Raw genomic sequence first — 25,544 nt, forward strand, 5'->3', positions numbered from 1 at the left:
CCTGTTACACAAAAAAGCCCTGAAACAGTTTCCTATTCCAGAGCTACTGATCCGATCTTCCGTGATCCGGAATTTCTCAATCCCGTCCTCTTTTTCGAGCACCGGATCGCTTCCGCATATCACAAACAAACCTGAAATTCTTCTTTCATCCAGACTATACTGTCGGCCCCGGAATCTCACCGGATCATACCTCTCGGCTCGCGGGCTTTACCGCCGGTAGGGACTTGCACCCTGCCCTGAAGACTTATTATTGAATTGTCCCTTTCGCTGACCGTCATTTCCATCAGCGGTTGTTTACAATATACTCCCGTTCTCCGTATTTGTAAAGTATTTTCGATAGGAATTTTCACAGAGGATCCCTTTGCTCAAAATTCTTGCATGGTACCTGATTTCCTGGTATACTTGATATATTAAGCACTGTCTATTTTCGCAGCATAAGGAGGAAATTCGATGTTCAACTTTAATTTCTATACCCCGACCCGCGTCGTATTCGGAAAAGAAACCGAATACCGGATCGGAAAGCTTGTAAAAAATGTAAACTGTAAAAAAGTCCTGCTCCACTACGGAAGCGGCAGCGTGATCCGCTCCGGTCTTCTCGGACGGATCAAAGAGTCCCTGGACGCGTCCGGAGTCACCTATGTGGAGCTTGGCGGTGTTGTCCCAAACCCACGTCTTTCCTTAGTCCGTGAGGGGATCGGGCTCTGCAGAAAGGAGGGCGTTGATTTTCTTCTCGCTGTCGGCGGCGGCAGTGTCATCGACTCCGCGAAAGCCATCGGTTACGGTCTCGCGAACGACGGTGATGTCTGGGATTTCTATGAGCACACCCGTCAGGCATCCGCATGCCTTCCGATCGGCGTTGTTCTGACCATCGCGGCTTCCGGAAGTGAGATGAGCAACAGCTCTGTTATCACAAACGATGAAACACTGGAAAAACGCGGCTACAACAATGATATCTCCCGCCCTGTATTCGCTGTCATGAATCCGGAGATCACAATGACTCTCCCGCCATACCAGACAGCCTGCGGCTGCACCGATATTCTGATGCATACCATGGAGCGCTATTTCACAAACGGCGGAAATATGGAGATCACCGATGCCATTGCGGAAGGTCTTATGCGCACCGTGATCACGAACGCGAAGATCCTTGTGGACGATCCAGACAACTATGACGCGAGAGCCGAGGTGATGTGGTCCGGAAGTCTCTCCCACAACGGCCTCACCGGCTGCGGAAACGACGGCGGAGACTTCGCCTCCCACCTCTTAGAGCATGAGATCGGCGGAATGTTCGACGTTGCCCACGGTGCGGGCCTTGCGGCGATCTGGGGCAGCTGGGCGAGATATGTGATCGATAACTGCACTCCGCGTTTTGCGAAATTCGCAGTGAATGTCATGGGTGTTGAGCCTGGAAAAGATGATATGGCGACGGGTTTAAAGGGGATCGAGGCCATGGAAGACTTCTACCGTGCCATCAGTATGCCGACAAACTTAAAGGAACTCGGCATCGATCCGACGGAAGAACAGCTTGAGACTATGGCGAAAAACGCGAGAATCGCTGCAGGCGGCCCGAAGGGATCCGCGAAGAAGCTGGAAGCGGAAGATATGCTTAAGATCTATCAGATGGCTGCAGGAAAATAGCAGAAATCTATCAAAATCGCATGAAGAAAACCGGGATGCCGCCTATCTGCGCAGCATCCCGGTTTTCATATAATACCATGAATCCTTGTTTTTTATAAAAAAACGTGCCTTGGCACATTCTCGCGCCTCGCGCGGTCGCTTGCGACAATCTACATCTTCGCGTGAGTGCACATCTTTGGAATTCCTCGGAATTTCCTGTTACATAAAATAAGACTGCCGTCCAGCATAAGCCTACTGATACGGCAGTCAATTTTTTCATCTACACGTAATCTCTGACCAGAAAGACCGGCTTGATCGCCATGATCTCATCGAATTCCTCCTGGGTAACGGATACATCTGCGTTGATCTTTTTCAAATCATTTTTTACAACGTCAAACGCGTCCTCCACAGACTCGGCACGCCCCTCACGGACAGCACGCTGCATCCGCTCTACAGTCACCGGATGAAGGTAACAGGCCGGAACCGGAAGTCCGAGATGGAGGCTGTCCACATACCCCGTAACGGCTTTTTCCGCCGCTGCAAGACGTTTTTCGATGGCTTTCCGATTATTCGTACTCGTCGGCATGACATTCGCTCCAGAGAACAGAAAGATCGCCGCCATTCCAAAGAGGACAAAGTATACGGCAAACGCATCATGGTTCATAAAGGAGAATACGCCGTATGCAAGCGCCGCCGCCCCCATGACTACCATGAATAAGGCAAGCCATTTGTAAAACGGCTTTGTCTTCTCATACGTTCTCTTTTTCTTTGCCGCATTGGTGAGCTCTGTGAACAGGGACAGACGCTTCGTGAGGGCTGCTTTTGCCTGCTCCAGAACATTTACCGTCTCCTTCGCCTGCTCTGAGAGAGGAATGAGACGTTTCTCCGCCTGCTTTTTTTCAGCTTCCGCAAGGCGCTTTTCCGCCGCTTCACTCACGGTCTTTATCTGCGGGAACCGTTCCTTCACGGATGCCACGAAAGCGTCCACCTGATCCTCATATTTAAAGTTGCACTGTTTTTCCTTACCGTCCTCATAGACAACCACCAGGTACGGCATGGTGGCAAACAGGCCTTTTCCGGTAAATCCGCCTTTGCTCATCGCCACGCGCTTAAAGACACGGGAGACGGAAGATACCGGGATGTAGAAGCGCCGCTCCAGATAAAAGCTGTTGAGGTACAGAGCCTCTTTTCCGATTCCGCAGGGACCGATCTTCTTACAGTGCTTTTTGTCCTCTGAAAGAATACTCTCCGGAATCTCTTTTTCTCCAAGTTTTGCCGGTTTTAAGAACATAACTCTCGCCTCCCAAATACTGAATAACCAGTATAAGCTGCCCTCAGCCTTTCACCGGGGCAGCTTATACTTTCTGCATCATCTGCAGTCAGACACTCCCAGCTTTGCAGCCTGTCTTTCGTGTCATTATAATCTTACATTATGCTGTCTGTTTCTTCGTTGCGCGGATGAAGATTCCAAGGAATACGACCGCAAGTACGATACCTACCGGGTACGCAACTGCAGTACCGAGGTTTAAGCACTCTTTTGCACAGAAGAAATATGTCATAGAAACAGCGCTCATGAAGGTTGCCGGAACTGCTGTGAGCCAGTAGTTCTTCTTTGCCTTGTAGAGGTACATGCTTGCTGTCCAGAGAACGATCATAGCCAATGTCTGGTTTGTCCAGCTGAAGTATCTCCATACGATGCTGTAATCCATATGTCCAACGATAGCGCCGATTCCAAGTAACGGTACGCAGAGAAGCAGACGGTTCTTCCAGTTCTTCTGGTCAACCTTGAACCAGTCAGCAAGTGTTAAACGTGCGCTTCTGAATGCTGTATCACCGGAAGTGATCGGGCAGGCGATAACACCTAACATAGCAAGAGCAATGCCAACACCGCCCATGGTCTTCTGGCAGACATCATAGATGGCTGCGGACTGACCGTTCTTCATGATCTCTGCGAGACCTGTGTTTAAACCACCTGTCACTTCGTAGAGAGAGCATCCTGCTGCTGCCCAGATCAGGGCGATAATACCTTCGCATACCATTGCGCCGTAGAATACGAAATGACCCTGTTTCTCAGATTTCATACAACGCGCCATAAGAGGTGACTGTGTTGCGTGGAAACCGGAGATCGCGCCGCAGGCAACGGTGATGAACATGAAGCTCCATACCGGTGTTCCGCTCGGATGCATGTTTCTGAAATTGCTCCAGATCTCCGGGATCACATATTCCGGTTTTGTGAAGATACCAAAAGCAACACCGAGTGCCATGATAATCAGGCAGATACCAAAGATCGGATAGATCTTACCGATGATCTTGTCGATAGATATAAAGGTTGCGATAAAGTAGTAAGCCAGAATGATCCAGAGCCACATCTCTTTGTTTACGACAAGGCCCTGTGCTCCGCCGTTGCTGAACAGGGTTACGATCAGACCGGCCGGACCAACTGCGAAAACAGTACCGACCATGACAAGAAGTACAACACTGAATACACGCATCACGTTCTGCATCAGGCCGCCGAGGTAGATTCCGCATACCTCTGAGATCGAAGCACCATCATTTCTCTCGGACATCATGCCGGAGAAGAAGTCATGAACACCGCCGGCAAAGATCGTACCGAAGGTGATCCACAGAAATACGATCGGTCCCCACAATGCACCCTGCATGGCTCCGAAGATCGGGCCCAGACCAGCGATATTCAGAAGCTGGATCAGAAAGAGTTTCCATTGGGGCATGACTACGTAGTCGACACCATCGTTGATTCTGACTGCCGGTGTCTCTCTGTCATCCGGACTGAAAATGTTATTTACGAGGTTGCCGTAGACAAAGTAACCTCCGATTAAAAGTGCCAGACAGACGAGAAAACTAATCATACAAATCCCTCCTTGAATATACATTATGCTTAGTTCTTTTTCTTTAAGCAAATATATTATAGTATATTTTGCACAATATTTAAAGATGGCCTGCATGAACAGCATGGTTATCTGCACAAACGGCACTCCTTTCGCCATGAACGGAGTGCCGCAGCTTCTCTTTCTGTCAGCTGATCTTCAGCAGCTGTTTTAATGTTTTCAGTTTTTCTCTTCCCACCGGGAGTTCCCGGCTCTCATACCCCTTCATATGTACGGAAAGTCCGTTTCCGCTGCCTGCAAAAAGTTCCGAAATAAATGACAGATTTATGAGATAACTCTTATGGATCCGGAAGAATCCGAAGTCCGCCAGCTTTTTCTCAAGTTCTCCCAAAAGCTGGTTGACCTCATAGGATCTCGATGTGGTGTGGACCACACATCCGTGTCCGTCGGTCTCCGCATACACGATCTGGGCGATCTCCAGAAACAGGATTCCGCGGCTGGCCGTCACAGGGATCTTGCCGAATACCGCTGCTTCGCGCCTCTCTTCCATACCTGTGTTTTCCTGCTCTGCTCCCTGTTTTTCTGCTGCTGCCGGTTCCGTTTTTCCCTCCTGCTCCTCCATTTGCCACGCAGGATCAAGTTTTCCTTCCCCAATGCATTTTTTCACAACATGGTGGACCCGCTCCGGATCGAACGGTTTTAAAATATAATCATCGATCTCCATCTCGTACGCTTTCGCGGCATACTGGGAATAGGCAGTAGCGAAGACGATCTTCGCCCCGGGAAATAGTCTTTTTGCCGTGGCTGCCAGCGTCGTCCCCTCCATGTCCCCGAGTTCCATATCCACAAAGATCAGATCAAACGAATCCGCCTCATTAAACATCTTTAAGGCATCCGCTCCACTCTCCGCTTCCGTGATCTCACAGGCCGGAAGCACTTCCTTTACCCTGCGGATCAGCATTTTTCTTGCCGGTCTCTCATCATCGATCACTGCGATCTTCAAAACATCTCCCCCTGTCTCTCATAGTTTCCCCAATGTATAAAATAGTCCGGTCGTAACTGTTCAGTAGGTCTGCGCACTTGCTGCGCTGACCGTAAGAAAACATAGGCTGGAAGGCAAAAATCCCATCAGCGAAGCTGATCTGGAATGGATTTTTGCACGTAACTATGAAGGTACTGAATAGTTACGTCCGGTCACAGTATTTTCCTGTCAGCTCTCTGCCTGATACGGAATACAGAACGAAACCTCCGCCCCGTCATCCGTATTCCGGATCTCCAGCCCATAACGCTTTCCGTATGTACTCTTCAAACGTTCATTCACATTTTTTAATCCCACACTGCCGGTCTTGTTTCCGGTCAGGATCCTCTCTGCCTCTTCCGGTTCAAAACCTTTTCCATGGTCCCTGACCCCGATCCGCACCAGCTCCTCCCCGGTCCCGCTCTGCATCCGTTTTGCCGAGATCTCTACTCTGCGCACCCCGTCCGCGCTGTTTCCATACCGGACAGCGTTCTCCACGATGGGCTGCAGGATAAAGGACGGAACCTGACAGGAGAGACCGTCTTCCACGTTGATCTCCACCCGGAGCTTTTCCTCAAATCTCGCCTCCTCGATCTCCAGATACGTCCGGACATGATTGATCTCCGTATCGATATCCAGCATGTACTGGTCATTCTCCAGAGTCTGACGGTAGTAGGACGCTAATGTTAAGATCAGGTCACTGGCCTTTCCCGCGTCCTCATCACAGATACAGGAGATCGTATTCAGCGCGTTGTAGAGAAAATGCGGGTTTACCTGGGACTGCAGCGCCTTAAACTCCGCTTTTTTCCGCAATTTCTTCTGATATTCCACATTGTAGACTCCTAACTGTGTGGAAAACATCTTCGCAAGTTCCTCCAGAAAATCCCCGATGCTCCGTTCCACACGGCGTCTCTTTTTCACGACAATGGACAGACTTCCGATCTTCTCATCTCCGGTCATGACCGGAACTGTCACCGTCACGAGGGAGTGAAACAGCGGCCGTATCTCCTCATCGAGATCTTCCTCCCAGATACATTCTGCTTTCATTCCTTTTGCCGGTCCTGTCAGATGTTCCAGAAACTTTTCCCGGCGGAAACGGCTGTCATCGATCAGGGAGCTCACCGCCAGAACTTCCTTTTCATCCGTTATGATCACCGCCTGACATGGGATCTCACCAAAAATGATATCGGTCACAGCTTCCATATTTTCCCGCTTTCCGAAACCTTTTCTCAGATAGACGAGACTCTTGTCCGCGATTCCCATGGAAAGACGCATCCGCTCCGCAAACAGACTGTCCTCGCGCATATACACCATATCAAAGGTCTTGAAAAAGAGCACCATTCCCACAGAATTCATGACAATCATCGGGACGGCAATCTTTCCCACAAGCTCCATGGCCGCGCCGAGAGGCTTCGAGATCATCAGAATGATCACCATCTGCAGGATCTCCGCCTCTGCAGTCAGGAAAAACAGATCGACGCTGTCCATCTCTCCTGTCTTGTACTTTTTATAGACCAGACTTCCCAGCACGCCTTCCACCAGCGTTGAGACCGCGCAGGAGGCTGCTGTAAAGCCGCCGATATCAAACAGGAACCGGTGGGCTCCGGCGATGAGTGCCGTCATCATTCCGACAAACGGTCCTCCCATGATCCCCGCGGTCAGGACGCCGATGACGCGGGTATTGACGATGGCCCCGCCGGTCTTTGTCCCTGTGTAGGTCGACACGATGCTGATGGCGCCGAAGATCACTGCCAGCGCCATCTTCTGGGCGATCGTGCTATTCTCTCCCCGGAACAGCTTCCGCACCGATGCCATATTGGTGAGCAGCGTTGCCAGAAGCACCAGCAGTCCGATATTTAAAAGCATGTTGAAAAACATGGTTCCTGTCATAAAGCTCCCCCTGTCCCCGCAGACTGGATGTTCTTGTCTGCCTCTTTCACATGTTTTTATCATATCATATTTTTCTGTTTATTTGTTCAGAAAATGTGAAGCGCGGTCGCTTGCGACAATCTACATCTTCGCGTGAGTGCACATCTTTGGAATTCCCCGGGATTTCCTGTTACATAAAAAAACTCCGGAAGACCTGGGCTTCTTCCCTCAGGTCTTCCGGAGCTTTGCACACCGACCGTAAACCAGGCCGGTATTTTCCTTATGAATTGTAGATATCCTCGTTTAACATTCCCTCGGATTTCGCAACGTAGATCGCGGTTGCGGAGTCACCGACAACGTTAAGCGCCGTTACTAACATCTCGATCGGGCGGTTGATCGCAAGGATCAGGCTGTATGCTAAGAGTGCACCGTCGTTGATGTAGCCAAGGCCAGAAAGGATTGTGAACAGGATGATCGCGCCTGCGCCCGGAGCTGCCGGTGTACCGGCGGATGCGATCAGGGCTAAGAGAGCGATCACGATGAGCTGGGACAGGGTTACATCGTATCCTGCGCAGCCTGCGATGAACAGAGTCGCAACGACCTGCATGATCGCGGTACCATTCATGTTGATGGTCATGCCGAGCGGAAGTACGAAGGAAGCGATCTTCTCATCAACACCGAGCTCCTCTGTAGTTGTCTTCACGTTAAGCGGAAGAGCAGCCGCACTGGAGGAAGTGGAGAATCCGAATACTGCTACACGGAAGATCTTCTTTGCAAACTTCACCGGATTCTGCTTTGTTGTAACTGCTACAAAGATCGGGTATCCTACGAAGAGGAATAAGAGAAGCAGGATAACGGTTACGACAACGTATGCCAGAGCCGGTTTTAAGTGGTTGATTCCGTATGTCGCGAATGTTCTTGCAAGGAGAACGAAGATCGCGAACGGACCGAACTTTGTAACAACGTAGTTTAAGAATACAACAACGATATCGTTTACTTCTGTGATGAGCTTCTTTAATGTTGCGCTCTTCTCGTCGCCGACTGCCTTCATGCAGAGACCGAGGGAAACCGCTAAGAACACGATCGCGAGAACGGAAGTGTTTGTACTGAATACCGCTGTGATATTGGACGGAACAATGTTAAGGATCACATTTAACGGGTTGGAACCGGTAGATCCGGCAGAACCTTCAAGACCCTCCACCTGAATATTGAACACACCGGCATTGTAGATCATGATTCCGACTACGCACGCCATAAGTAATGCGAAGAAAGAGCAGATCAGGAAACCTGCGATCGTTTTTACGGAAATTCTGCCGAGAGTTCTTGTATCGGAAATCTGTCCGATCGCAAGTGTGATGGATGTGAATACCATCGGTACGATGACAAGCTGTAAAGAACGGATAAATAACTGACCGATAATATAGAAGATACCGAGTGCCTTTTCAGCGCCTGCAGCTGTGATGTCCTGGAACAGGATGCTGTTGATCGTTGCCCATACGGCTTCCTTGCCTGTGCTGTTGAGGTTTTCTCTTAAGAACATTAACAGAAGACCTGCTACCAGACCGCAGACGAGGGAAATACTCATTCTGACAGCGAGTGAACTTTTCTTTTTCTCCATGTAATCCTCCTTTTTTAACCGCGCAACACACCCGGAAACATAAGCTTTGGGGCGGCTCTCCAAAACATTCCCGATATGCAGACACAGGCTTAGACTCATTGCCCGCATAAAAATCTCCGGAACACTGACAGGTTTTTCTCGATCCCTGTCAAACTATCCCGGAGATTATATCGTAGTCTGAGCAATTCCGCAAGTAGGAATTTCAAATTTCTTTATGTTTTTTTTACAGAAATTTTATTTACTGGAATCGGCTGCCGGAACAGGCTCCAAAGTCTGTGTCTGATCCAGTGCCGCATTTAACTCCCGGAACGCCGCCGCAAGATCCTGCTCGTTGCCGTCTGTGTCATAGATCCTGCCGTACTGCTCGTGAGAATACATTTTAATATTGTCCAGTGTCACGCTGCGGTCTGTCGTGATCGAGAGATTGTAGTTTTCCTGCCACGGGATGGAACACTCATAATTTCCCGCTTCCGTCACCTGGACCGACTTTTTAGCGTCACCGATCTGGAAGGTGACCTTCGCTGCACCGTTCTTCGGTGCCGCCCAGAATTTTACATAGATCTTGTCCCTTTTTCCAAGACGCCCATGGACATTCTGGCTGAGCACACTGTCTTTTGACAGGGTGACTGCCTTCGACCCGTCATGTTCCGTTTTCTCAACATTTCCGGTAGTATCCCACCCCGTGAGTCCCAGAGCGAACTGGCCATTGTATACACAATCATTTACATAATTCCGGTATACCCAGAGACCGTAGCCGCAGGTAGTATCCTTTAAGATCGGAGCGGTATTCTTCACAAAGTCCGCCACCTGGGACTCCTCGATCTGGGTATTGTAGGAGAATGCCTCTGTGGAATCCGCATAGAGGAACTGCTCCATAAAATACTTCTTTCCGCTCTTTTCCACCAGACCGTTCATGCTGTTCTGCATGGATGCCAGCGCTGTTTCCGCGGAAATATGGTCTCCTACGTTCTGCTGTCCGAGGGACACGCTGTACATAAGAGCGGAGTACTCTGCATCGGCACACGGATACGTGGCGGAGTGGGAATAGTAGGTATGGCTTCCGTCCAGCTGGTAGATCGGGTCGCCGTCGGACCGGATTTCCATGGATAGTCCCGGGAACACTTCCTGACTCTCGGAGAGGAGCTTATTTAAAAAGCTGTCATAGAACTCAAAAAACAGCTTCGCCTCCGGGCGCTTTCTCTCCGGGATCCAGATCTCGGAATAATCCTGGAATGTCTTTCCGTAGACCGCGCCGACCTCCGCAAGGGAGTAGTGGGCCTTCAGGTAATCCTGATATCCGCATCTGGATGCCAGACGGATACTGAGGGCTCTAGTGAGATCCCGGTCCATGTTTGACGTATAGTCCCAGAAGTCCTCCCAGGTAATAAATCCACCCTGAAAGTTCCCGTAGTCGGATACCCGGTCATAGATCGTCTTACAGTAATCTATCCACATCTTCCTGTCATTGCTTCCGTCCTGCACCACACCGGCATATCGCTCCGGAAGGGACGCTTCACCGCTGTAATCCCAGCAGTAACCGATCCGCAGCGTCACCATAAGTCCGTGATCATCCGCGCACTTCATGACCTGATCGAGCTTGGCGAAAGCAGCCTCATTGTACATATTTCCCATATCCCCAGGCTGAAACTCTCTCCACGGGATCACGAGAATGATGCTGTTGAAGCCGTCCGCCTTGATGCGGGCAAAATTTGCCCCCATGTTATCATCTTCAGTTCCCCAGTAGTTGATCGGCCAGGCATCGCCGAAGTAGGTCACGGATTTTAAGTATTCCGGAAATGCCGCCTGCGCTTCCATCCGAAGTTCAGGGATCCCCGCCATCAGGGCTGCGGCGGCCAAAAGCGCTGCCGCTGGTCTTGCCAGTTTTCTTATGTTCATACAATCACCTTTTATAACTGTTCTTCACAGCTTCCTTTTTTGTTTCTGGTATGCATCGGCACACACCGATTCCCGTTTACTATACCACAATATAAAAATTTCTGCAAAATTTATCCTAAAAAAATTCCGCAAAATTTATCCTTGACTAATTTAAGACTTACGGTGATACTTTTATTAGAAAGATCGTAACGGTTCAGCAGGCTGCGCGCTGACCGCACTGGTCGCGCCGGCCGTACTCGCCGCAGTAAAACGCAGACTTTACGGTAATGGAGCGTTGCGAATCATTTATTAAAGGAGGACTTTATAAGCATGGAAAAATCAACGGTTTATTTTACCGATTTCCGGTGTTCGGTTGGAACCAGCCAGTTGGACAAGCTGAAAAAGCTCTGCGTTGCTGCAGGAATCAAAAACATTGACATGGACGGAAAATTCGTCGCGATCAAAATGCATTTCGGTGAGCTCGGAAACCTCGCTTTCCTTCGTCCGAACTACGCGAAAGCCGTTGCGGATCTCTGTAAGGAACAGGGCGGCATGCCGTTTCTGACCGACTGCAACACCCTGTATCCGGGCAGCAGAAAAAATGCCCTGGATCACTTAGACTGTGCAAACCTCAACGGCTTCAACCCGATCTCCACCGGCTGCCAGATCATCATCGGTGACGGTCTTCGCGGAACTGACGAGGTGGAGGTTCCGGTCGTAAACGGAGAATACTGCAAGACGGCCTTCATCGGCCACGCGGTTATGGACGCCGACGTCTTTATCAGCCTGACCCATTTCAAAGGTCATGAATCCACCGGTTTCGGTGGTGCCATCAAAAACATCGGTATGGGCTGCGGAAGCCGTGCCGGAAAAATGCAGCAGCATGCAAGCGGAAAGCCGTCCGTCCGTGAGAAGCTCTGCCGCGGCTGCAGACGCTGTGCGAAGGAGTGCGGAAGCGATGCTATTACATATGTAAATAAGAAAGCCGTCATCGATTATGACAAGTGCAAAGGTTGCGGCCGCTGTATCGGTGCCTGCAGCTTTGATGCTATCTACAACCCGAACTACAATGCCAACGAGCTTTTAGACCGCAAGATGGCAGAGTACGCGCAGGCTGTCTGTTATGACCGCCCGTGCTTCCATATTTCCCTTGTGCAGGATATCAGCCCGAACTGTGACTGCCACGGCGAAAATGATGCCCCGATCCTTCCGGATATCGGAATGTTCGCGAGCTTCGATCCGGTCGCTCTGGACCAGGCCTGCGCGGATGCCTGTCTGAAGGCAGCTCCAATCGCCAATAGCCAGCTTGGAGAACATCTCTCCCAGCCGGGATGGCACTGCCACCATGATCACTTCAAGGATTCCAACCCAAATATCGAATGGCAGGCGACTCTCGATCAGGCGGAAAAGATCGGTCTCGGCACAAGACAGTATGAGCTGAAACGGATCTGATCAGGATCTTCCTTGAAATAAAAAACGGGGAGAAGTTCCATTTTACGGAACTTCTCCCCACTTTTTATGTACGATTACAATGCGTCATTCCTTTCACGTTCGCCGGAAAGATCTATTCACGCTCAATCGCATCCATCAATTTTTTACATCTTCATTCCAATCGCTCTCGGCTTGCATCCGTCCGGGATCGGGCAGTGATAGGTGTCGCCATCCAGCTCTTCCTCCATCTCCGCTTTCGCCTTTGCGATGATCTCCGGATCCTCATACATATCGATCGCTGCGCCTGCCATTGCCTTCGCCGCGTAGATCAGTCCCTTGTGTGCCAGTCCGCTCTTGCCCTGGGAAACAACCTGCCAGGAGTGGCCCGGTGTTCCAGCCGCCCATGTAGCAACGTAGGCCTGAGCAGTCGGACAGTTCCAGCTCACATCACCGACGTCCGTGGAACCGAAGGACATGATTCCGTCCGGGTTGAACGGAGCGACAAAGCGGTACATGCTCTCGCCCTTATGGGAAAGGACTTCCGCCTTAGCTGCTTTGTCCTTGCAGTTCTTTGCGATCTTCTCTAAGGACTCAAAACGGCTGTCGCCAACGCCCTCACTGATGGCTTTGGCAAACTTCATCTCCTCTTCCGTGTACTCCGGAGCGCCAAGCTCCACAAGGTTGTCCCAGAGTTCCTTCGCGATCACCTTGTTGCTCATAAGGTTCGAGCAGCCCTTTACGAAATCGATCTCCACGCGGGTCTCTGTCATATGGGCAGCACCCTCAGCGATCTTGTTGACACGCTGATAGATCTCCTCCACCTGACTGTTCTTCGGGGCACGGATCAGATACAGAACTTCCGCGTACGGCTGTACAACGTTCGGGGAGTATCCGCCGGTGTTTGTGATCGCATAGTGGATTCTCGCTTCCGGAACCACATGCTCTCTTAAGAACTGGACACCCATGTTCATAAGTTCCAGCGCGTCAAGGGCGCTTCGTCCAAGATGCGGTGCGCCGCCTGCGTGGGCGCTCTTTCCATAGAATTTATACGCTACCTGATAGTTTGCGAGGGAGCTTCCCGTGTCGGCCTGCGTTAAATCTCCCGGATGCCATGTGATCGCGGCATCAAGGTTTGCGAACACTCCGCCTTTCGCCATAAATGCCTTTCCGGATCCGCCTTCCTCACCCGGGCAGCCAAAATAGATCACGGTTCCCGGTTTTCCGCTTTCTTCCAGATATTTTTTGATTCCGATCGCCGCGGAGAGGGACGCTGTGCCGAGCATGTTATGTCCGCAGCCGTGTCCGCTGGCGCCATCATGCACAACGATCTTCTCGGTAGCTCCCGCTTCCTGATCCAGTCCGGACAGGGCATCGAACTCGCCTAAGATACCGATCACAGGTTTTCCGGAACCAAACGTGCCCTTAAATGCCGTCTTTACATCCGCAAGACCTGTCTCAACTGTAAAACCTTCTGCTTTCAGAACATCGCAGAGGATCTTCATCGACTTGTCTTCCGTGAAGGCAGTCTCCGCGCAGCCCCAGATCTCGTCGCTGGCGGTAAAGATCTCGCTGGATTTCTTATCAATTTCTTCCCAAGCTGTCTGTTTTCCCATCTCCATATCACCTTTCCTGTACATGATTTCCGGCTGTTGTCCGCACTGCTTTTTTCATTTTTTCTAAAAGCGGCCCTCGAACTTGCATATTCGAGTTATTCTGATTTTTTGCACAATACGCAACCAGTTATCTATAATTATACTATTTTATTCCATAATGCGCAACCTTTTTATTCTTTTGTGTGTAAAGTAAATTTTCCGTTTTAATTATATCAAATTTTCTCCTCTATTTATGTTGCTCTTCACAGCCGCTTCCGGCTTCGGAGTTTTTTGGACATGGCTTTTTGCTGGCTTTCTGCTGAATCAAATTAAGCTTGCGCTTTTATACCTGCGATGGTATAATTTACAGGTAATGCCCTGTGATACAGGGCGAACGTGAACACACTGGAGGTATCCACATGAACTGGAGTATCGTAGCAAATGTCATTCTTGTCATTCTCCTGATCCTTGTCGTTGTCCTCGCTGTGCTTTACTTCCTCGGACGTAAGATGGAAAAGCGCCAGGTAGAACAGCAGAGCGCGATCGATGCCGCTAAGCAGACTGTGAGTCTGATGGCGATCGACAAGAAAAAGTTGAAAATAAAGGAAGCCGGACTCCCGCCGATCGTTTATGAGCAGACTCCATGGTATGCAAAGTGGATGAAGGTTCCGGTAGTTAAAGCAAAAATCGGTACAAAGATCATGACCATGATTGCCGATGAAAAGGTTTTCCTTCAGCTCCCGTTAAAGACTGAGGTCAAGGTTGAGATCAGCGGTCTTTACATCACAGCGATCAAGTCCGTTCCGCGTGGAGGACTGATCCCGCTTCCGAAGAAGAAAACGATCGGTCAGCGTATCAAAGGAATTTTCAAAAAAGACTGAATCGACAAGAAAAAGACAAAATAAAAAAGCCCCCTCTTCTGATGAATTTAGTTTCATCCAGAAGACAGGGCTTTTTTATTTGATTTTAAATCAATCCTACAGACTTCATAAAGAAGATCCATAAGAACAGTGTAAACATGGACACCGCCGTACTGATCACGACAAACTGTCCGGCAAGCTCTCCGTCACCGCCCATATTCTGCGCCATCGGGTAGGATGCGGCTGCAACCGGTGTCGCGTAGACAGCGATCAGAAGGAACAGCTCAAGTCTACGAAGTCCAAAGGCGTAAGCGATCGCGATAATGATCGCCGGAAGGATAAACAGCTTGCAGGTAAGCGTTGGAACCAGATATTTGAGGTTTTTCCGGATTGCCTTAAACTGTAAGGTTCCACCGAGCACATAGATCGCTAACGGAGAAGTCATATTGGAGAACGCTGCGATCGGGGTCACAAGACTTCCCGGAAGCTTGATCCCGAGGAAGAAGAAGATCAGACCCACAATGGCACCCTGCAGGAGCGGATTTGCTACTACTGCCTTCAGTGTCTTCTTAATATCCGATTTTCCCTCTCCGTTGAACATCTCAAGAATAAATACCGACGTGGTATTGTAGATCGACACAACGACCGTAACCATCATAGCCGCGATCGATGCCGCTGAATCTCCGAATACCGCGATCGTGAGCGGCAGTCCGAACAGAACAAAGTTGCTTCGGAAAATCGCCTGGATGATAACGCCTCTTCTGGGGTTTTCCTTTACGATCTTCGGAATGATCACGATCAGGAGCGCTTCCACGATCAGGATACTTGCACCCGTGAAGATCAAAAGCAATGGTCTCGGAAGCGACTCGGCATCGGCTTTATAAATATTGTAGAAGGTCATAAACGGATAAAATACCCGGAAGACCATCTGGTTCAGCTTCTGTAAAAATTCCTCTTTCACAACTCCTCTGATCTTCATCGTATATCCGAGCGCCAGATAACAGAAGAACGGGATGACCGCATTAACCGCGACTAAAAAACTCTCCATACATCGTTTGTCCTCTCACAGCTGTTCTTTCGACCGCTATTTCTCCGAATACGATCTACAGGCCAGCTGCGTCCTTTCTTTTTTGTCATCTCCCTGAGCTGTCAGGAAATGCGTATTTGTGTAACCCTTTCAACATCCCCATATCAAGACTTTTCTCTATATTGAAATTCCCAGCACTTCATCCTTTTTCGACGATGCCAGAATTTCTGTACTGCAGTCAAATGCGTATTCCCCGTTCATCTCCATGGAATATTTGATTCTTAGAAGAATGGACTCTTCGTCCTCCTCAACTTCAAGCAGGGAAGTCGTGATCCCCATCAGGAACAGTCCCATCGGCGTCCGGTAGTTTGCTGTCGTCCGTCTTCCGGGTTCAAAGATCATGTGGCTCTCCACAAGTCCGCGTTTCATGACCTCGATCCGGTTCTCCATCACTTTCACCGTATTGTGGGTCGGTGTGCCCGTCTCGTCAAGCGACTCATCATAGATCAGATACTGCTTGCCGTTTTTCACATAATACGTCCCCGGGGTGATCATCTCGACCGTGTCCTCTTCCTCACCGATCGTCTGTACCCCCCGGACACGGACTAAAATATCCTTTGTCATGTAAATCTCCCCTGATATATCATTTTGAACGGTCCGCACGGCTTCAGGCACGGACCGCTGTGAACATTTTTATCTCTCATATCTCCGAAACGCGTGATCGATCAGATCGTCGATCAGCTGTCTCTTGTCTACACCTCTTGCCTCCCACAACATCGGATACATGCTGATGGCGGTGAAGCCCGGAAGTGTGTTGATCTCATTGAATACGACCGTTCCGTCGGCCTTTACAAAGAAATCCACGCGGGATAAGCCGTAGCCGTCCACCGCGTTGAAGATCTTAACGGCATCCTCACGGACACGCTCTGTGGCTCCGTCAGGAAGCTCCGGGTCAACGACGGTCTTGGACTCCGCATTGTAGTATTTCGCGTCGAAATCATAGAACTCAGCCGCAGCAAGGATCTCACCCACGCCGGAGGCTTTCGTGGAATCACCGTCACCGAATACGCCGCACTCAATCTCACGGCCCACGATCATCTCCTCTACGAGGATACGGCGGTCATTGTCAGCTGCTTCCCTTAAACCGGTAATCAGCTCTTCTCGGTTGTCTGCTCTTGTAACACCTCTGGAGGAACCGGCGTTAGACGGCTTTACAAATACCGGATATGGGATCTCTTTTTCGATTTTCGCGATAACCGCATCCATATCCTTTAATTCCGCTTTCATAACGGAAACGTAAGCTGCCTGACAGATGCCGAGTCCGCTTACCATGCGCTTTGTGGAAAGCTTATCCATCGATACCGCGGAAGCGAGAACGCCGCAGCCGACGTACGGGACCTTCGCAAGCTCAAGGATTCCCTGTACGGTTCCGTCCTCACCGTAGAGACCGTGAAGGACCGGGAATACCACATCCACCGGAATCTTCTCAAAAGATCCGTTCTCTGTGACGATCAGGCATTTCTCCTTTGCGTCCGGAGACAGCACCGCCCCAGTTTTTGACTCTCTCCAGGTATCATCTTTGACCTGGCTTAAGGAGTCCACCTTTACCCAGTGTCCGTCCTCCGTGATCCCGACGAGGATCACATTATATTTCTCCTCATTGATATTTGCTGCCACATTCTGTACAGACATACAGGATACTACATGCTCAGATGACTGTCCGCCAAACAGGACAACGATATTTTTCTTTTCCATGATGTTTTTTTTGATTCCTCTCTGATTTTCTATTCAAGTCGAACGTCCGTGAGATTTGGCGCGTGATCCCGGTCAGCAAAGCCGGCAGATTCCTTACAGGACCACTGTGCACCCGAATCATTTCCCCCGATGCACTGGCACTGGACGGGCTGTTTTGACATGTTATCGTTTAGATTATAGCACAACTGGTAATAATTACAAACAGGAAATAACATTTGCCTCTGACATAAAAAGTAAAAAGCAAAGAAGGTGTATCTATGAAACGAACCTGTAAGCTCAGTCTCTCTTTCCTGTGTTTTTTGATCTGTTTTCTTCTTTCCATGTCCGGCATCCGGGCGCGGGACGAGGCTCTGGCGGCGGATATTGCCCCAAAGATCCTGCGGTTCCATGTTCTCGCGAACAGTGATTCCGCCAAAGACCAGGCGTTAAAGCTTCGGGTGAAGGATCTTCTTCTGGAAAAGATCCGGGACGGGGCCGCCGCGGGTCAGATCGCCGGAAAAGAGGAGCTGAAAGCATATATCCTGTCTGAATCTTCCACACTGGAAGCCGCAGCAGAAGACTTTATCCACAGCTTCGGGTATGATTACGCTGTACATGTGGGGATCGAGACCTGCAGGTTTCCGGTGCGCACCTACGGGGACATGACATTTCCCGCCGGGATGTATGAAGCCGTCCGGGTGACCATCGGGAACGGTGCCGGGCACAATTTCTGGTGTGTTCTGTACCCATCCCTATGCTACACGGACAGCATTCATGCATCGATGTCGGAAAAATCAAAGGAAACGCTGAAAGATCTGATTCCGGAGGAAGATTTTCAGGCGCTTTTAAAGGCGAGACCTGCCTGTTTTCTGAAAAGCACCAGCCCAGCGGTCACAGGCGAGGACACATCTCATACAGCTATCCCCCCTGCAGCCAGCCCTGACAATACAGACAAAACCGCAAGTAAAAAAAGTGAGCAGGGAACATCTTCCCTGCCCACTGTGAAAGTCCGTTTTCGGATTGCTGAACTATTTTCAGCGCATCCGCAGCTTACTGACTAAGACTTAAGTTTCCCTTGACAGCCCAGTCATAGGTCTCCATTGCCTGGAACAATGAGAGGTCTCCGGTCTTCACCGCGATCTCCTTTGTCTTTAAGGAGTTCTGCTGCTGCATATACTCAAGGCGTCCGATGGTTCCTAACTGCCATTTTCTCTCGGCAGTCTCCATCTTCGTCTTTTCCAGCTCGTAAGCTGCCTTTGCTGTCTGGAGCTCGTTTCTCTTCTGGAGAACGTCGTTGTAAAGGTTTACGAGGGAGGACGCGACTTCTTCCTTCTCCTGCTTGATCGTGCGCTGTAAGTTCTGGTACTCGACGGAGCCTGCGTCCTTGTTGTCGAGGTCCAGCACGTTGTATCGGATCGTAAAGTTGTTGTCCTGCGCCGCCTGTTTGTCCTTCTCCGGGTTCATTCCGTCGATCCTTGTAAGATCAGCTGCCGGGACATCCTTGATCTCCGGCTTTGCGTCATACTTCCATCCGAGCATCGTGCAGAGAGTCTGACGGAGCTTCTGCTCACTGGATGTCAGTGTCAGTTTCGTTGCCTGGGTGGACTCCAGCTGCTGTCTCGCGGAAAGGACCTGGCTCTGGGTCGCAAGACCGTTGGCTGCCTGGTTCTGGGTGGACTGGTAGACTGCCTCTAAGAGTGTGAGTCCGCTCTCTAAGCTCTCCTCGTTGAGCTTTAACTGCTTGTAGCCGATCATGGCGCTCTGGGCGCCGGCGGTCAGCGCCGCGCGGGTGCTGTCCACAAGCTTGATATGCATCTGCTCCGGGGATACCTGTTCCAGGCTGTCGCCCTGCAGCGCAATTGCGTCTGCCTGGTAGTCCATGAGTTCTGAACTGTAATAGAGCTGTGCGTAGTTTGTCGGAGTCATTGCCGGAACTTTACCGATCATCTCTTTGGCTGCGTCAAGAGAGCCTTTCAGTGTACTTGCCGTATCCGCAAGCTCTCCCGAACTATCCAGTAATTTTGATTTCAGCTTCACGACATCCTTTGCTGCGTCCTTCTTATCGGAATATGTCTCTTTCACTGTCTTAAACGTCTGGCTGTAGACCTCAACAAGCTTCCCGATCTCGTCATATTCCAGCATGTTATCCGCGAGCTTCTTCATCGTCGCGTCATCGTACTCATTTCCCGGCTGGGATATAAATCCGTTCTCATCCGCAACACCGGTCGCCTGAACCGCCTTCGTCGCTGCGAAAGCGTTCACAGGCGCTGCCGCAAGCGCAAGCGCAAGTGCTGCCGGAATCACACGTCCTGTCAAATTTCTTTTCATTCTGATTCTCCTTTAGCTCTGCGATGAGGAACCGATATCGAGAAGTCCCTCAAGCGCCCACTGATAGTTTTCGATTGCTCCTGTAAGGTCGAGCTTTGCCGCTGTGTGGGATGCCTCACTGGAAAGCCATGCGGACTCCGCCTGGAGGTATTCCTGGCGGCTCATCATTCCGAGGGCATTTTTCCTGTCAGCAGCTGCCTTGTCGGCCTTTGCGGCTCCGTAAAGCGTCTCAGATGCCTCGTAGGCTTTCTGTTTCTGCTTTACGTCCTGGTACATAAGATCCAGGGAAGAACGGATAGAATCTTCCTGGTCCTTGATATTTCTGGCTTTCTTTACTGCTCCGCCGGAGGAACTGGCCTTTGCCATTCTTGTATCATACAGCGTATAGTTCATCTCGATGGCCTTCGCCTCGTCCTTCTTCGGATCGAAGGAATCGATCACCGTAAGATCCGGTTCCGGAACCTTTGTAATCTCAGGGTCCGCGTTGTACTCCCAGCCTAACATCGTGATCAGCGTCTGCTTCTGGCTGTTTAGACTGGATGCCGCCTGAAGCGCACTTCCGTTTGCGGAATTTAAGGCATCTTCTACGGTCAGAACATCTTCCGTTGACATCATTCCGAGATCTTTTTTCTTCAGTGCCGCCTCATAATTCTGCTTTGCGATCTCCTGATTTAAGACAGCAATATCATACTGATCCTTTAATGTCTCATAAGTGCGCATCGCTTCCCTTGCGGTTTTTGTCTTCTCATTTCTCGCGATACGAAGTCCGCGGAGTGCTGAGCCGCCGTTCTTTTTTCCATTTGCGGTATCTTCCAGCTGCTGCGCATAAGCGCGCAGGGCATGCATGTTTGTCCTATATTCTTTATATTCGCTGCGGGTTGAGCTGTCATTTTTCAGATCATCCGCGTCATTCTCCAGCTCATCCGCCTCCGCGCGGAGATCCGCCGCCAGCGCTGACATCTGGTCCTTTGTAAGGCCCGTGGATCCGCCCGGATTGTAATAATACTTCTGCAGCTGGTTCTGATAATCCGTATTATACCTCTCGATCAGTCCCGGGAGCTCCCAGTATTCCAGGGTATTGTCCTTAAACTTTTCAAGCGCTGCTTCGTCATATTCTGTGACCGCGACATCCTTCGTCGCAGCTAACGCAGGAATTCCGGTACCCGCTGCCGCCAGGGAAAGACTTCCCATAAAAACGGCTGAGAGCACGGTCAGACCTGCCTTTTTCCATTGATTCTGTCTCATAGGTTTCCCTCCATCTATGAGCATAACGATTTCATCGCAGAAACGCAATAACATTTCTCTTACATTTTCTTTCCAAATACGGCAATCCGGTGGCAATTTTATTCACCCCGGCTTCCGCCTCCAAAAGCAGGAAGCCCCGCAGAGCGTTCCGCATTCCGGCTGACCGCCTCCCGACCGGGCAGCGGCCGTCTCTTGCAGACTCTGCAGGGATCCGCTTTCAATGTTCAAAGCTTAATCTACGTCAACGATTTCTTCCTTATCCGTATTCTTTCCGCTCATGATCACATAGAAGACCGGAAGAACAAGAAGTGCCATCGCTGTAGAGACGATCAGTCCACCGACATCCACGAGTGCGAGTCCCTGCATCGTCTTACCGGCATTTCCGTAAGCCGCCGCCATCGGGATCATTGCCACGATCGTCGTGAGTGTTGTCATGAACATCGGGCGCATACGGGTCGCGCCGGCTTCAATGACCGCCTCCTTAAAGTTCATCGTTGCCCGGTACTGGTTCGCCGTATCGACGTACAAAATACCGTTGTTTACTACCGTTCCGACTAACATTAAGAAGCCTAACAGGGAGGTCATGCTGATCGGGCAGTCCACTAACCATAAGAACAGGAAGGAACCGATCAGGGCGAACGGGATCGTCGTCATCACCATGATGGAGAACTTCGGTGACTCGAACTGTGCAGCCATTACAACAAATACAAGGAATACGGCTGTGGCGATCGCCTGTCCCAGGGACGCAAACTCTTCGTTCATCATCTTTGTGGATGTGTTTTCCTGCATGGAGATCGTGCCGGATAAGTACTTATCGATGACCTCCTTCTGGATCTTATCCTTCGTGGTGCTGTCCGCTCCCTCTGTCAGCGTACCGGTGATCGTCACCTGATACTGCTTATCACTCTTTGTGATACTCTGCGGGCTGTCCTTGAAGCCGATATCCGCGATATCCATAAGGGCTACGGATCCGCCGGTCGCTGTCGGAAGAACGATTCCCTGGAGCTTATCGATCGTATCGTACTCATCATCCGCGTACTCAACCTTTACATCGATATCATTTCCGTCAACATTCAGGGTCGTTGCCGTCGTTCCGCTGACCATCATGTATACCTGGGAAGCAACGGCGGTCGGGGAAAGTCCCTCCGCTGCCGCCTTGACCGGATCCACATTGATCTTTACAAGGGGAGCACTGTTTTCAAGGGAAGAGTGGATGTTTGTCGCATCCGGGCGTTTCTGGAGCTCGGAAACGATCTCATCCGATGCTTTCTTTAAGTCATCGTACTGTGTGCTGACAAGAATATATTCGAGATCCTCCGCATTTCCCATGGACATCCCACTACCCAGAGAGCTCTGGCTTTCCAGACTGACCGAACAATCCGACCATTTCTGCATATCGCGTTTCCATTCCTTGAGCACCTGATCCGTCTTTCTGCCTCTGTCATCCTTTAAATATGCCGTCAGGGTCGCTCCGCTTCCGCCCATATTCATGGAAAGTCCGGAACTTCCGTAGGAGAGCATGTAGGAATCAAGATCCGGATCCTGAGTCACATAGTTCTCTGCTCTCTGGAGGATCTTATCGACCTCCTCGATCTTAAGACCCGGCTGGGTCTCAATCGTCACTGCGATCGTTCCCTGATCATCTGCCGGCATAAGCTCTGTCTTTAACTTTGTCGCAAGGAACAGGGAGAAGATCACAAGCACAACGGCGGTTCCCATGACCATCGCTTTTTTCTTTAAAAGCTTCTCCATCAGGGAACGGTATCCATTCTGCAGAGCTCTCATGATGCCGGAGGCCGGGGTATTTTCCTTCTCCTTCGGACGGTAGTACACGTAACAGAGCGGTACAAGCGTCATCGCGGAAATCAGGGACGCAATCATACAGAATACGATTGTGAAGCCTAACGGCTTGAACATCTGTCCGCTCATTCCGGAGATCAGAGCTAACGGGATAAATACGACACAGGTCGTAACGGTACCGCCGATAATGGATTCCAGCACAGCTGCAGTACCATCGATTGCGGCTTTTCTCGTTTCAACAAAGCCACCGCCCTTATCCGTAAAGCGGAAGCAGCTTTCCAGAACTACGATTGAGTTATCAACCATCATTCCGACGCCGAGAACCAGACTCGACAGGGTGATGACGTTTAACGTAAAGCCCATGGTCTTCATGAGGATGAGGGCCGCTAAAATTGATACCGGGATGGAGGTTCCGACGATCAGGGATGCCTTGATATCCCCGAAGAACAGCCAGATGATGAACATCGCAATAATGACTGCCATGATCATGGTCTGGAATACGCTCTTTAAGGAATTGCTGATCTGATCACTGTAATCATTGACAACGACGTACTCCAGAGACGGATCCTGTGCTTTTAACGTTTGCATTGTCTCCTGGACTGCCTTGGAAACGGTAATGTGGTCGCTGTCCTGATTTTTCTTGACACCGATCGTCATCGTGTCTTTGCCGTCGTAACGTCCGATACTGTCCTTTGCCTCAACGGTATTGTAGATATTGGCAACATCTTCCATATAGATGATATTTCCGTTGCCCAGTGTGATCGGGATCTTCTTTAAAAGCTCCATCGTGTCAAAGGATGTTCCGGATGTCACGGAAAGATCCTTGTTTCCGACGGAGGTACTTCCGATCGGCATGGAAAAGTCCGCAGACTTTAAAGCCGCAATGATGGTATTCATGTTCACATGATACTGGCTTAATTTTTCCGGGATCAGCTCCGCCTTGATATAGGCCTCCTGACCACCGGATACGTCGACACTGGCTACGGAAGTCAGTTTTTCGATCTCTGGAACGATATCGTCATTTACATAGTTATAGAGGTTATCCACGCTGTCATTGTTGACCGCGAGGGTGATGGACGGCGTACTGTTGATATCCATCTCGATGATCGTCGGGGTATCGACATCATCCGGGAGATCCGACTTGATCCCATCCAGCTTTTTCTTTAAGTCATCGTAAGCTTTATCGATATCCTGGTCATAGTCATACTGGACCAGGACCATTCCGAAGTTTTCCGAAGACATGCTGGTGACGGAATCGACACCGGAAAGCGTTCCGATCTCATCCTCTATCTTACTGATCACAAGCTGATCCACGTCATCCGGGCTTGCTCCCGGGTAGACCGCGCTGACGATCAGCATCGGCATCTCCATTTCCGGGATCAGCTCAAGCTGGGATGAAAAGATCGAGCTGAGACCGAATACGATCAGGCAGAGCACAACAAGAACAGTTGTGACCGGCCGTTTTAAGACCTTTTTGGTAAGTCCCATGTTCCTTGTGCCTCCTTATTTTGCTGCCGTTTCCGCGGCTTCTGTAGTCTCTTCTGCTGTTGTCTCACTACTGTCTGTATCTCCTTCAGAGCTCTCCTCGCTGTCGGCTTCCGTTTCCTCGCCATCATCACTGCCCTGAATATTCACAGCGGCGCCGTCATAAAGCTCCTTGGACCAGCTTGTGATGACCTCGTCGTCGTAGGAAAGTCCGGAAACGATCTGAATCTTGTCAGAATCGATGAGTCCGTCTTCCACCGGAGTCTTTTTCGCCGTTGATGTCGCGGCATCATATGTATACACGTAAGCGTCTCCATTGCTGTAGTTCACACAGTCTGCCGGAACGACCATGACGTTGTCCGCCTTCTCCGCTGTCACATAAACCTTTACCATCGTTCCGCTGGCAAGTCCGTCCGCGTCCCCCAAGGTCGCTTTCACCTTGAAAAGTCCTGTGGACGCGTCCACCATGCTGCCGATCTCGGAGATCGCGCCGCTGTAATCCGTTCCGTTCTTCTCCACCGTCACAGGATCACCGATATTTAATCCCTTCATGACACGCTCCGACACGTTGAAGGTCAGTGTTTTTCCGCCTGCACCGGATACAACACCTGCGACAGAACCGCCCGCAGACATATCATGCACCTGCACGCCAAACTGCTCTAAGACACCGGCGATCGGCGCGGTAACGACCGTGTTCTCGCTCTGGGTATCATAGTTTAATTTTGCGGAATCATACTGGAGCTTCGCCATGGACAGACCGCTTACCGCCTGCTCGTAGGCCTGAGCGGAAATATCCCCGCTCTCGTAGAGCGCCTTCATCCTGTTTACAGATGTCTGGGCATCATTTAAGGATACCTGAGTCGTATTTAACGTGATCCTTGCCGCGTCTAACTGCTTGTTGTCGATGCGGAACAGCTTCTGTCCCTTCTGTACGGTATCGCCCTGATTTACATAAACCTCCAGTACTTCTCCGCTTCCCTTCGGGATAATGTATACCTGATCTGCCGGTTCCACGGTACCTGTCAGTCCTGTGGAAAGTTCAATATTTCCTGTCTCCGGTGTCTGGACGACGACGGTCGGGTTCGGAACGGCCTCGATCGGCTCTTCTTTTTTCGTAAATCTTGTGAACATCAGGACTCCAAATGCGCCGACGCATACAAGTCCGATTACGATCTTACCTGCTTTCTTCATGGTTCCTCCTC

Annotated in this window: 18 protein-coding genes and 1 riboswitch; of the genes, 4 read left to right on the forward strand and 14 right to left on the reverse strand. The window is 50.4% G+C overall.

The window, feature by feature from the left end:
- Positions 1 to 133: 133 nt before the first annotated feature.
- A riboswitch (FMN riboswitch) is annotated at positions 134 to 248 on the reverse strand.
- Positions 249 to 450: 202 nt separating this feature from the next.
- Positions 451 to 1,635, forward strand: a complete 1,185-nt coding sequence (locus DW826_RS00735) for an iron-containing alcohol dehydrogenase (protein ID WP_117551741.1) — start codon at positions 451 to 453, stop codon at positions 1,633 to 1,635.
- Between the two features lie 259 nt (positions 1,636 to 1,894).
- Here DW826_RS00735 and DW826_RS00740 read toward each other — a convergent pair whose 3' ends face one another.
- The 6 genes from DW826_RS00740 to DW826_RS00765 form a co-directional block, all read right to left on the reverse strand.
- Positions 1,895 to 2,905 carry an ATPase P gene (locus tag DW826_RS00740; protein ID WP_117551742.1) on the reverse strand — a complete coding sequence of 337 codons (1,011 nt, stop codon included), beginning with the start codon at positions 2,903 to 2,905 and terminating at the stop codon, positions 1,895 to 1,897.
- A 139-nt stretch (positions 2,906 to 3,044) separates the two neighbouring features.
- Entirely contained in the window at positions 3,045 to 4,481 is a 1,437-nt protein-coding gene (locus tag DW826_RS00745; RefSeq protein ID WP_015553217.1) for a carbon starvation CstA family protein, read from the reverse strand.
- A gap of 166 nt (positions 4,482 to 4,647) precedes the next feature.
- A complete protein-coding gene (locus tag DW826_RS00750; protein WP_117551743.1) occupies positions 4,648 to 5,463 on the reverse strand; it encodes a LytTR family DNA-binding domain-containing protein in 816 nt (271 codons plus the stop codon).
- A 207-nt stretch (positions 5,464 to 5,670) separates the two neighbouring features.
- A complete protein-coding gene (locus DW826_RS00755) occupies positions 5,671 to 7,368 on the reverse strand; it encodes a LytS/YhcK type 5TM receptor domain-containing protein (RefSeq protein WP_117551744.1) in 1,698 nt (565 codons plus the stop codon).
- Between the two features lie 259 nt (positions 7,369 to 7,627).
- Positions 7,628 to 8,965, reverse strand: coding sequence for a dicarboxylate/amino acid:cation symporter (locus DW826_RS00760; RefSeq protein WP_117469123.1), 1,338 nt, complete (start codon positions 8,963 to 8,965; stop codon positions 7,628 to 7,630).
- A gap of 234 nt (positions 8,966 to 9,199) precedes the next feature.
- Positions 9,200 to 10,861: a hypothetical protein gene (locus tag DW826_RS00765; protein WP_117503644.1), complete on the reverse strand. Its 1,662-nt coding sequence runs from the start codon at positions 10,859 to 10,861 to the stop codon at positions 9,200 to 9,202.
- A 309-nt stretch (positions 10,862 to 11,170) separates the two neighbouring features.
- Between DW826_RS00765 and DW826_RS00770 the strand changes: the two genes are divergently transcribed.
- Positions 11,171 to 12,292 carry a DUF362 domain-containing protein gene (locus tag DW826_RS00770; RefSeq protein ID WP_021904522.1) on the forward strand — a complete coding sequence of 374 codons (1,122 nt, stop codon included), beginning with the start codon at positions 11,171 to 11,173 and terminating at the stop codon, positions 12,290 to 12,292.
- A 143-nt stretch (positions 12,293 to 12,435) separates the two neighbouring features.
- Here the strand turns inward: DW826_RS00770 and DW826_RS00775 are convergent, their stop codons facing one another.
- The gene (locus DW826_RS00775) at positions 12,436 to 13,884 is read right to left on the reverse strand and encodes a M20 family metallopeptidase (RefSeq protein ID WP_117503681.1); all 1,449 of its coding nucleotides are present in this window, start codon (positions 13,882 to 13,884) and stop codon (positions 12,436 to 12,438) included.
- Positions 13,885 to 14,282: 398 nt separating this feature from the next.
- Here DW826_RS00775 and DW826_RS00780 point away from each other — a divergent pair, with 398 nt between their 5' ends.
- The gene (locus DW826_RS00780; protein ID WP_015553212.1) at positions 14,283 to 14,744 is read left to right on the forward strand and encodes a hypothetical protein; all 462 of its coding nucleotides are present in this window, start codon (positions 14,283 to 14,285) and stop codon (positions 14,742 to 14,744) included.
- Positions 14,745 to 14,829: 85 nt separating this feature from the next.
- Here DW826_RS00780 and DW826_RS00785 read toward each other — a convergent pair whose 3' ends face one another.
- The 3 genes from DW826_RS00785 to DW826_RS00795 all read right to left on the reverse strand — a co-directional run bounded on the left by DW826_RS00785 (position 14,830) and on the right by DW826_RS00795 (position 17,505).
- A complete protein-coding gene (locus tag DW826_RS00785) occupies positions 14,830 to 15,771 on the reverse strand; it encodes an AEC family transporter (protein WP_117551745.1) in 942 nt (313 codons plus the stop codon).
- A gap of 156 nt (positions 15,772 to 15,927) precedes the next feature.
- Entirely contained in the window at positions 15,928 to 16,374 is a 447-nt protein-coding gene (locus DW826_RS00790) for a DUF1934 domain-containing protein (RefSeq protein ID WP_015553210.1), read from the reverse strand.
- 69 nt (positions 16,375 to 16,443) lie between these two features.
- Positions 16,444 to 17,505: a D-alanine--D-alanine ligase family protein gene (locus DW826_RS00795; RefSeq protein WP_117551746.1), complete on the reverse strand. Its 1,062-nt coding sequence runs from the start codon at positions 17,503 to 17,505 to the stop codon at positions 16,444 to 16,446.
- A 257-nt stretch (positions 17,506 to 17,762) separates the two neighbouring features.
- Between DW826_RS00795 and spoIIR the strand changes: the two genes are divergently transcribed.
- Positions 17,763 to 18,545, forward strand: a complete 783-nt coding sequence (gene spoIIR / locus DW826_RS00800; RefSeq protein ID WP_117551747.1) for a stage II sporulation protein R — start codon at positions 17,763 to 17,765, stop codon at positions 18,543 to 18,545.
- On the opposite strand, the gene DW826_RS00805 is transcribed toward spoIIR, so the two are convergent.
- The 4 genes from DW826_RS00805 to DW826_RS00820 all read right to left on the reverse strand — a co-directional run bounded on the left by DW826_RS00805 (position 18,535) and on the right by DW826_RS00820 (position 25,533).
- Positions 18,535 to 19,812: a TolC family protein gene (locus DW826_RS00805; protein WP_117551748.1), complete on the reverse strand. Its 1,278-nt coding sequence runs from the start codon at positions 19,810 to 19,812 to the stop codon at positions 18,535 to 18,537. The two genes, spoIIR and DW826_RS00805, sit on opposite strands and share 11 nt — an antisense overlap.
- Positions 19,813 to 19,824: 12 nt before the next feature.
- Complete coding sequence (locus DW826_RS00810) at positions 19,825 to 21,057, reverse strand: TolC family protein (RefSeq protein WP_181967946.1); 1,233 nt, start codon at positions 21,055 to 21,057, stop codon at positions 19,825 to 19,827.
- 231 nt (positions 21,058 to 21,288) lie between these two features.
- Positions 21,289 to 24,345: an efflux RND transporter permease subunit gene (locus DW826_RS00815; RefSeq protein WP_117551750.1), complete on the reverse strand. Its 3,057-nt coding sequence runs from the start codon at positions 24,343 to 24,345 to the stop codon at positions 21,289 to 21,291.
- 15 nt (positions 24,346 to 24,360) lie between these two features.
- Entirely contained in the window at positions 24,361 to 25,533 is a 1,173-nt protein-coding gene (locus DW826_RS00820) for an efflux RND transporter periplasmic adaptor subunit (RefSeq protein ID WP_117483722.1), read from the reverse strand.
- Positions 25,534 to 25,544: the final 11 nt, after the last annotated feature.

Source organism: Clostridium sp. AM34-11AC (genome assembly GCF_003435375.1).
Classification (GTDB): domain Bacteria; phylum Bacillota; class Clostridia; order Lachnospirales; family Lachnospiraceae; genus Pilosibacter; species Pilosibacter fragilis.

Excerpts from the sequence above, each read along its gene's own strand:
- DW826_RS00780 (WP_015553212.1), top strand. The coding sequence starts at position 14,283 with ATGAACTGGAGTATCGTAGCAAATGTCATTCTTGTCATTCTCCTGATC.
- spoIIR (WP_117551747.1), top strand. The coding sequence starts at position 17,763 with ATGAAACGAACCTGTAAGCTCAGTCTCTCTTTCCTGTGTTTTTTGATC.
- DW826_RS00820 (WP_117483722.1), bottom strand. The coding sequence starts at position 25,533 with ATGAAGAAAGCAGGTAAGATCGTAATCGGACTTGTATGCGTCGGCGCA.
- DW826_RS00755 (WP_117551744.1), bottom strand. The coding sequence starts at position 7,368 with ATGACAGGAACCATGTTTTTCAACATGCTTTTAAATATCGGACTGCTG.
- DW826_RS00740 (WP_117551742.1), bottom strand. The coding sequence starts at position 2,905 with ATGTTCTTAAAACCGGCAAAACTTGGAGAAAAAGAGATTCCGGAGAGT.
- DW826_RS00805 (WP_117551748.1), bottom strand. The coding sequence starts at position 19,812 with ATGAAAAGAAATTTGACAGGACGTGTGATTCCGGCAGCACTTGCGCTT.
- DW826_RS00735 (WP_117551741.1), top strand. The coding sequence starts at position 451 with ATGTTCAACTTTAATTTCTATACCCCGACCCGCGTCGTATTCGGAAAA.
- DW826_RS00810 (WP_181967946.1), bottom strand. The coding sequence starts at position 21,057 with ATGAGACAGAATCAATGGAAAAAGGCAGGTCTGACCGTGCTCTCAGCC.
- DW826_RS00790 (WP_015553210.1), bottom strand. The coding sequence starts at position 16,374 with ATGACAAAGGATATTTTAGTCCGTGTCCGGGGGGTACAGACGATCGGT.
- DW826_RS00770 (WP_021904522.1), top strand. The coding sequence starts at position 11,171 with ATGGAAAAATCAACGGTTTATTTTACCGATTTCCGGTGTTCGGTTGGA.
- DW826_RS00775 (WP_117503681.1), bottom strand. The coding sequence starts at position 13,884 with ATGGGAAAACAGACAGCTTGGGAAGAAATTGATAAGAAATCCAGCGAG.
- DW826_RS00795 (WP_117551746.1), bottom strand. The coding sequence starts at position 17,505 with ATGGAAAAGAAAAATATCGTTGTCCTGTTTGGCGGACAGTCATCTGAG.
- DW826_RS00745 (WP_015553217.1), bottom strand. The coding sequence starts at position 4,481 with ATGATTAGTTTTCTCGTCTGTCTGGCACTTTTAATCGGAGGTTACTTT.
- DW826_RS00760 (WP_117469123.1), bottom strand. The coding sequence starts at position 8,965 with ATGGAGAAAAAGAAAAGTTCACTCGCTGTCAGAATGAGTATTTCCCTC.
- DW826_RS00815 (WP_117551750.1), bottom strand. The coding sequence starts at position 24,345 with ATGGGACTTACCAAAAAGGTCTTAAAACGGCCGGTCACAACTGTTCTT.
- DW826_RS00785 (WP_117551745.1), bottom strand. The coding sequence starts at position 15,771 with ATGGAGAGTTTTTTAGTCGCGGTTAATGCGGTCATCCCGTTCTTCTGT.
- DW826_RS00765 (WP_117503644.1), bottom strand. The coding sequence starts at position 10,861 with ATGAACATAAGAAAACTGGCAAGACCAGCGGCAGCGCTTTTGGCCGCC.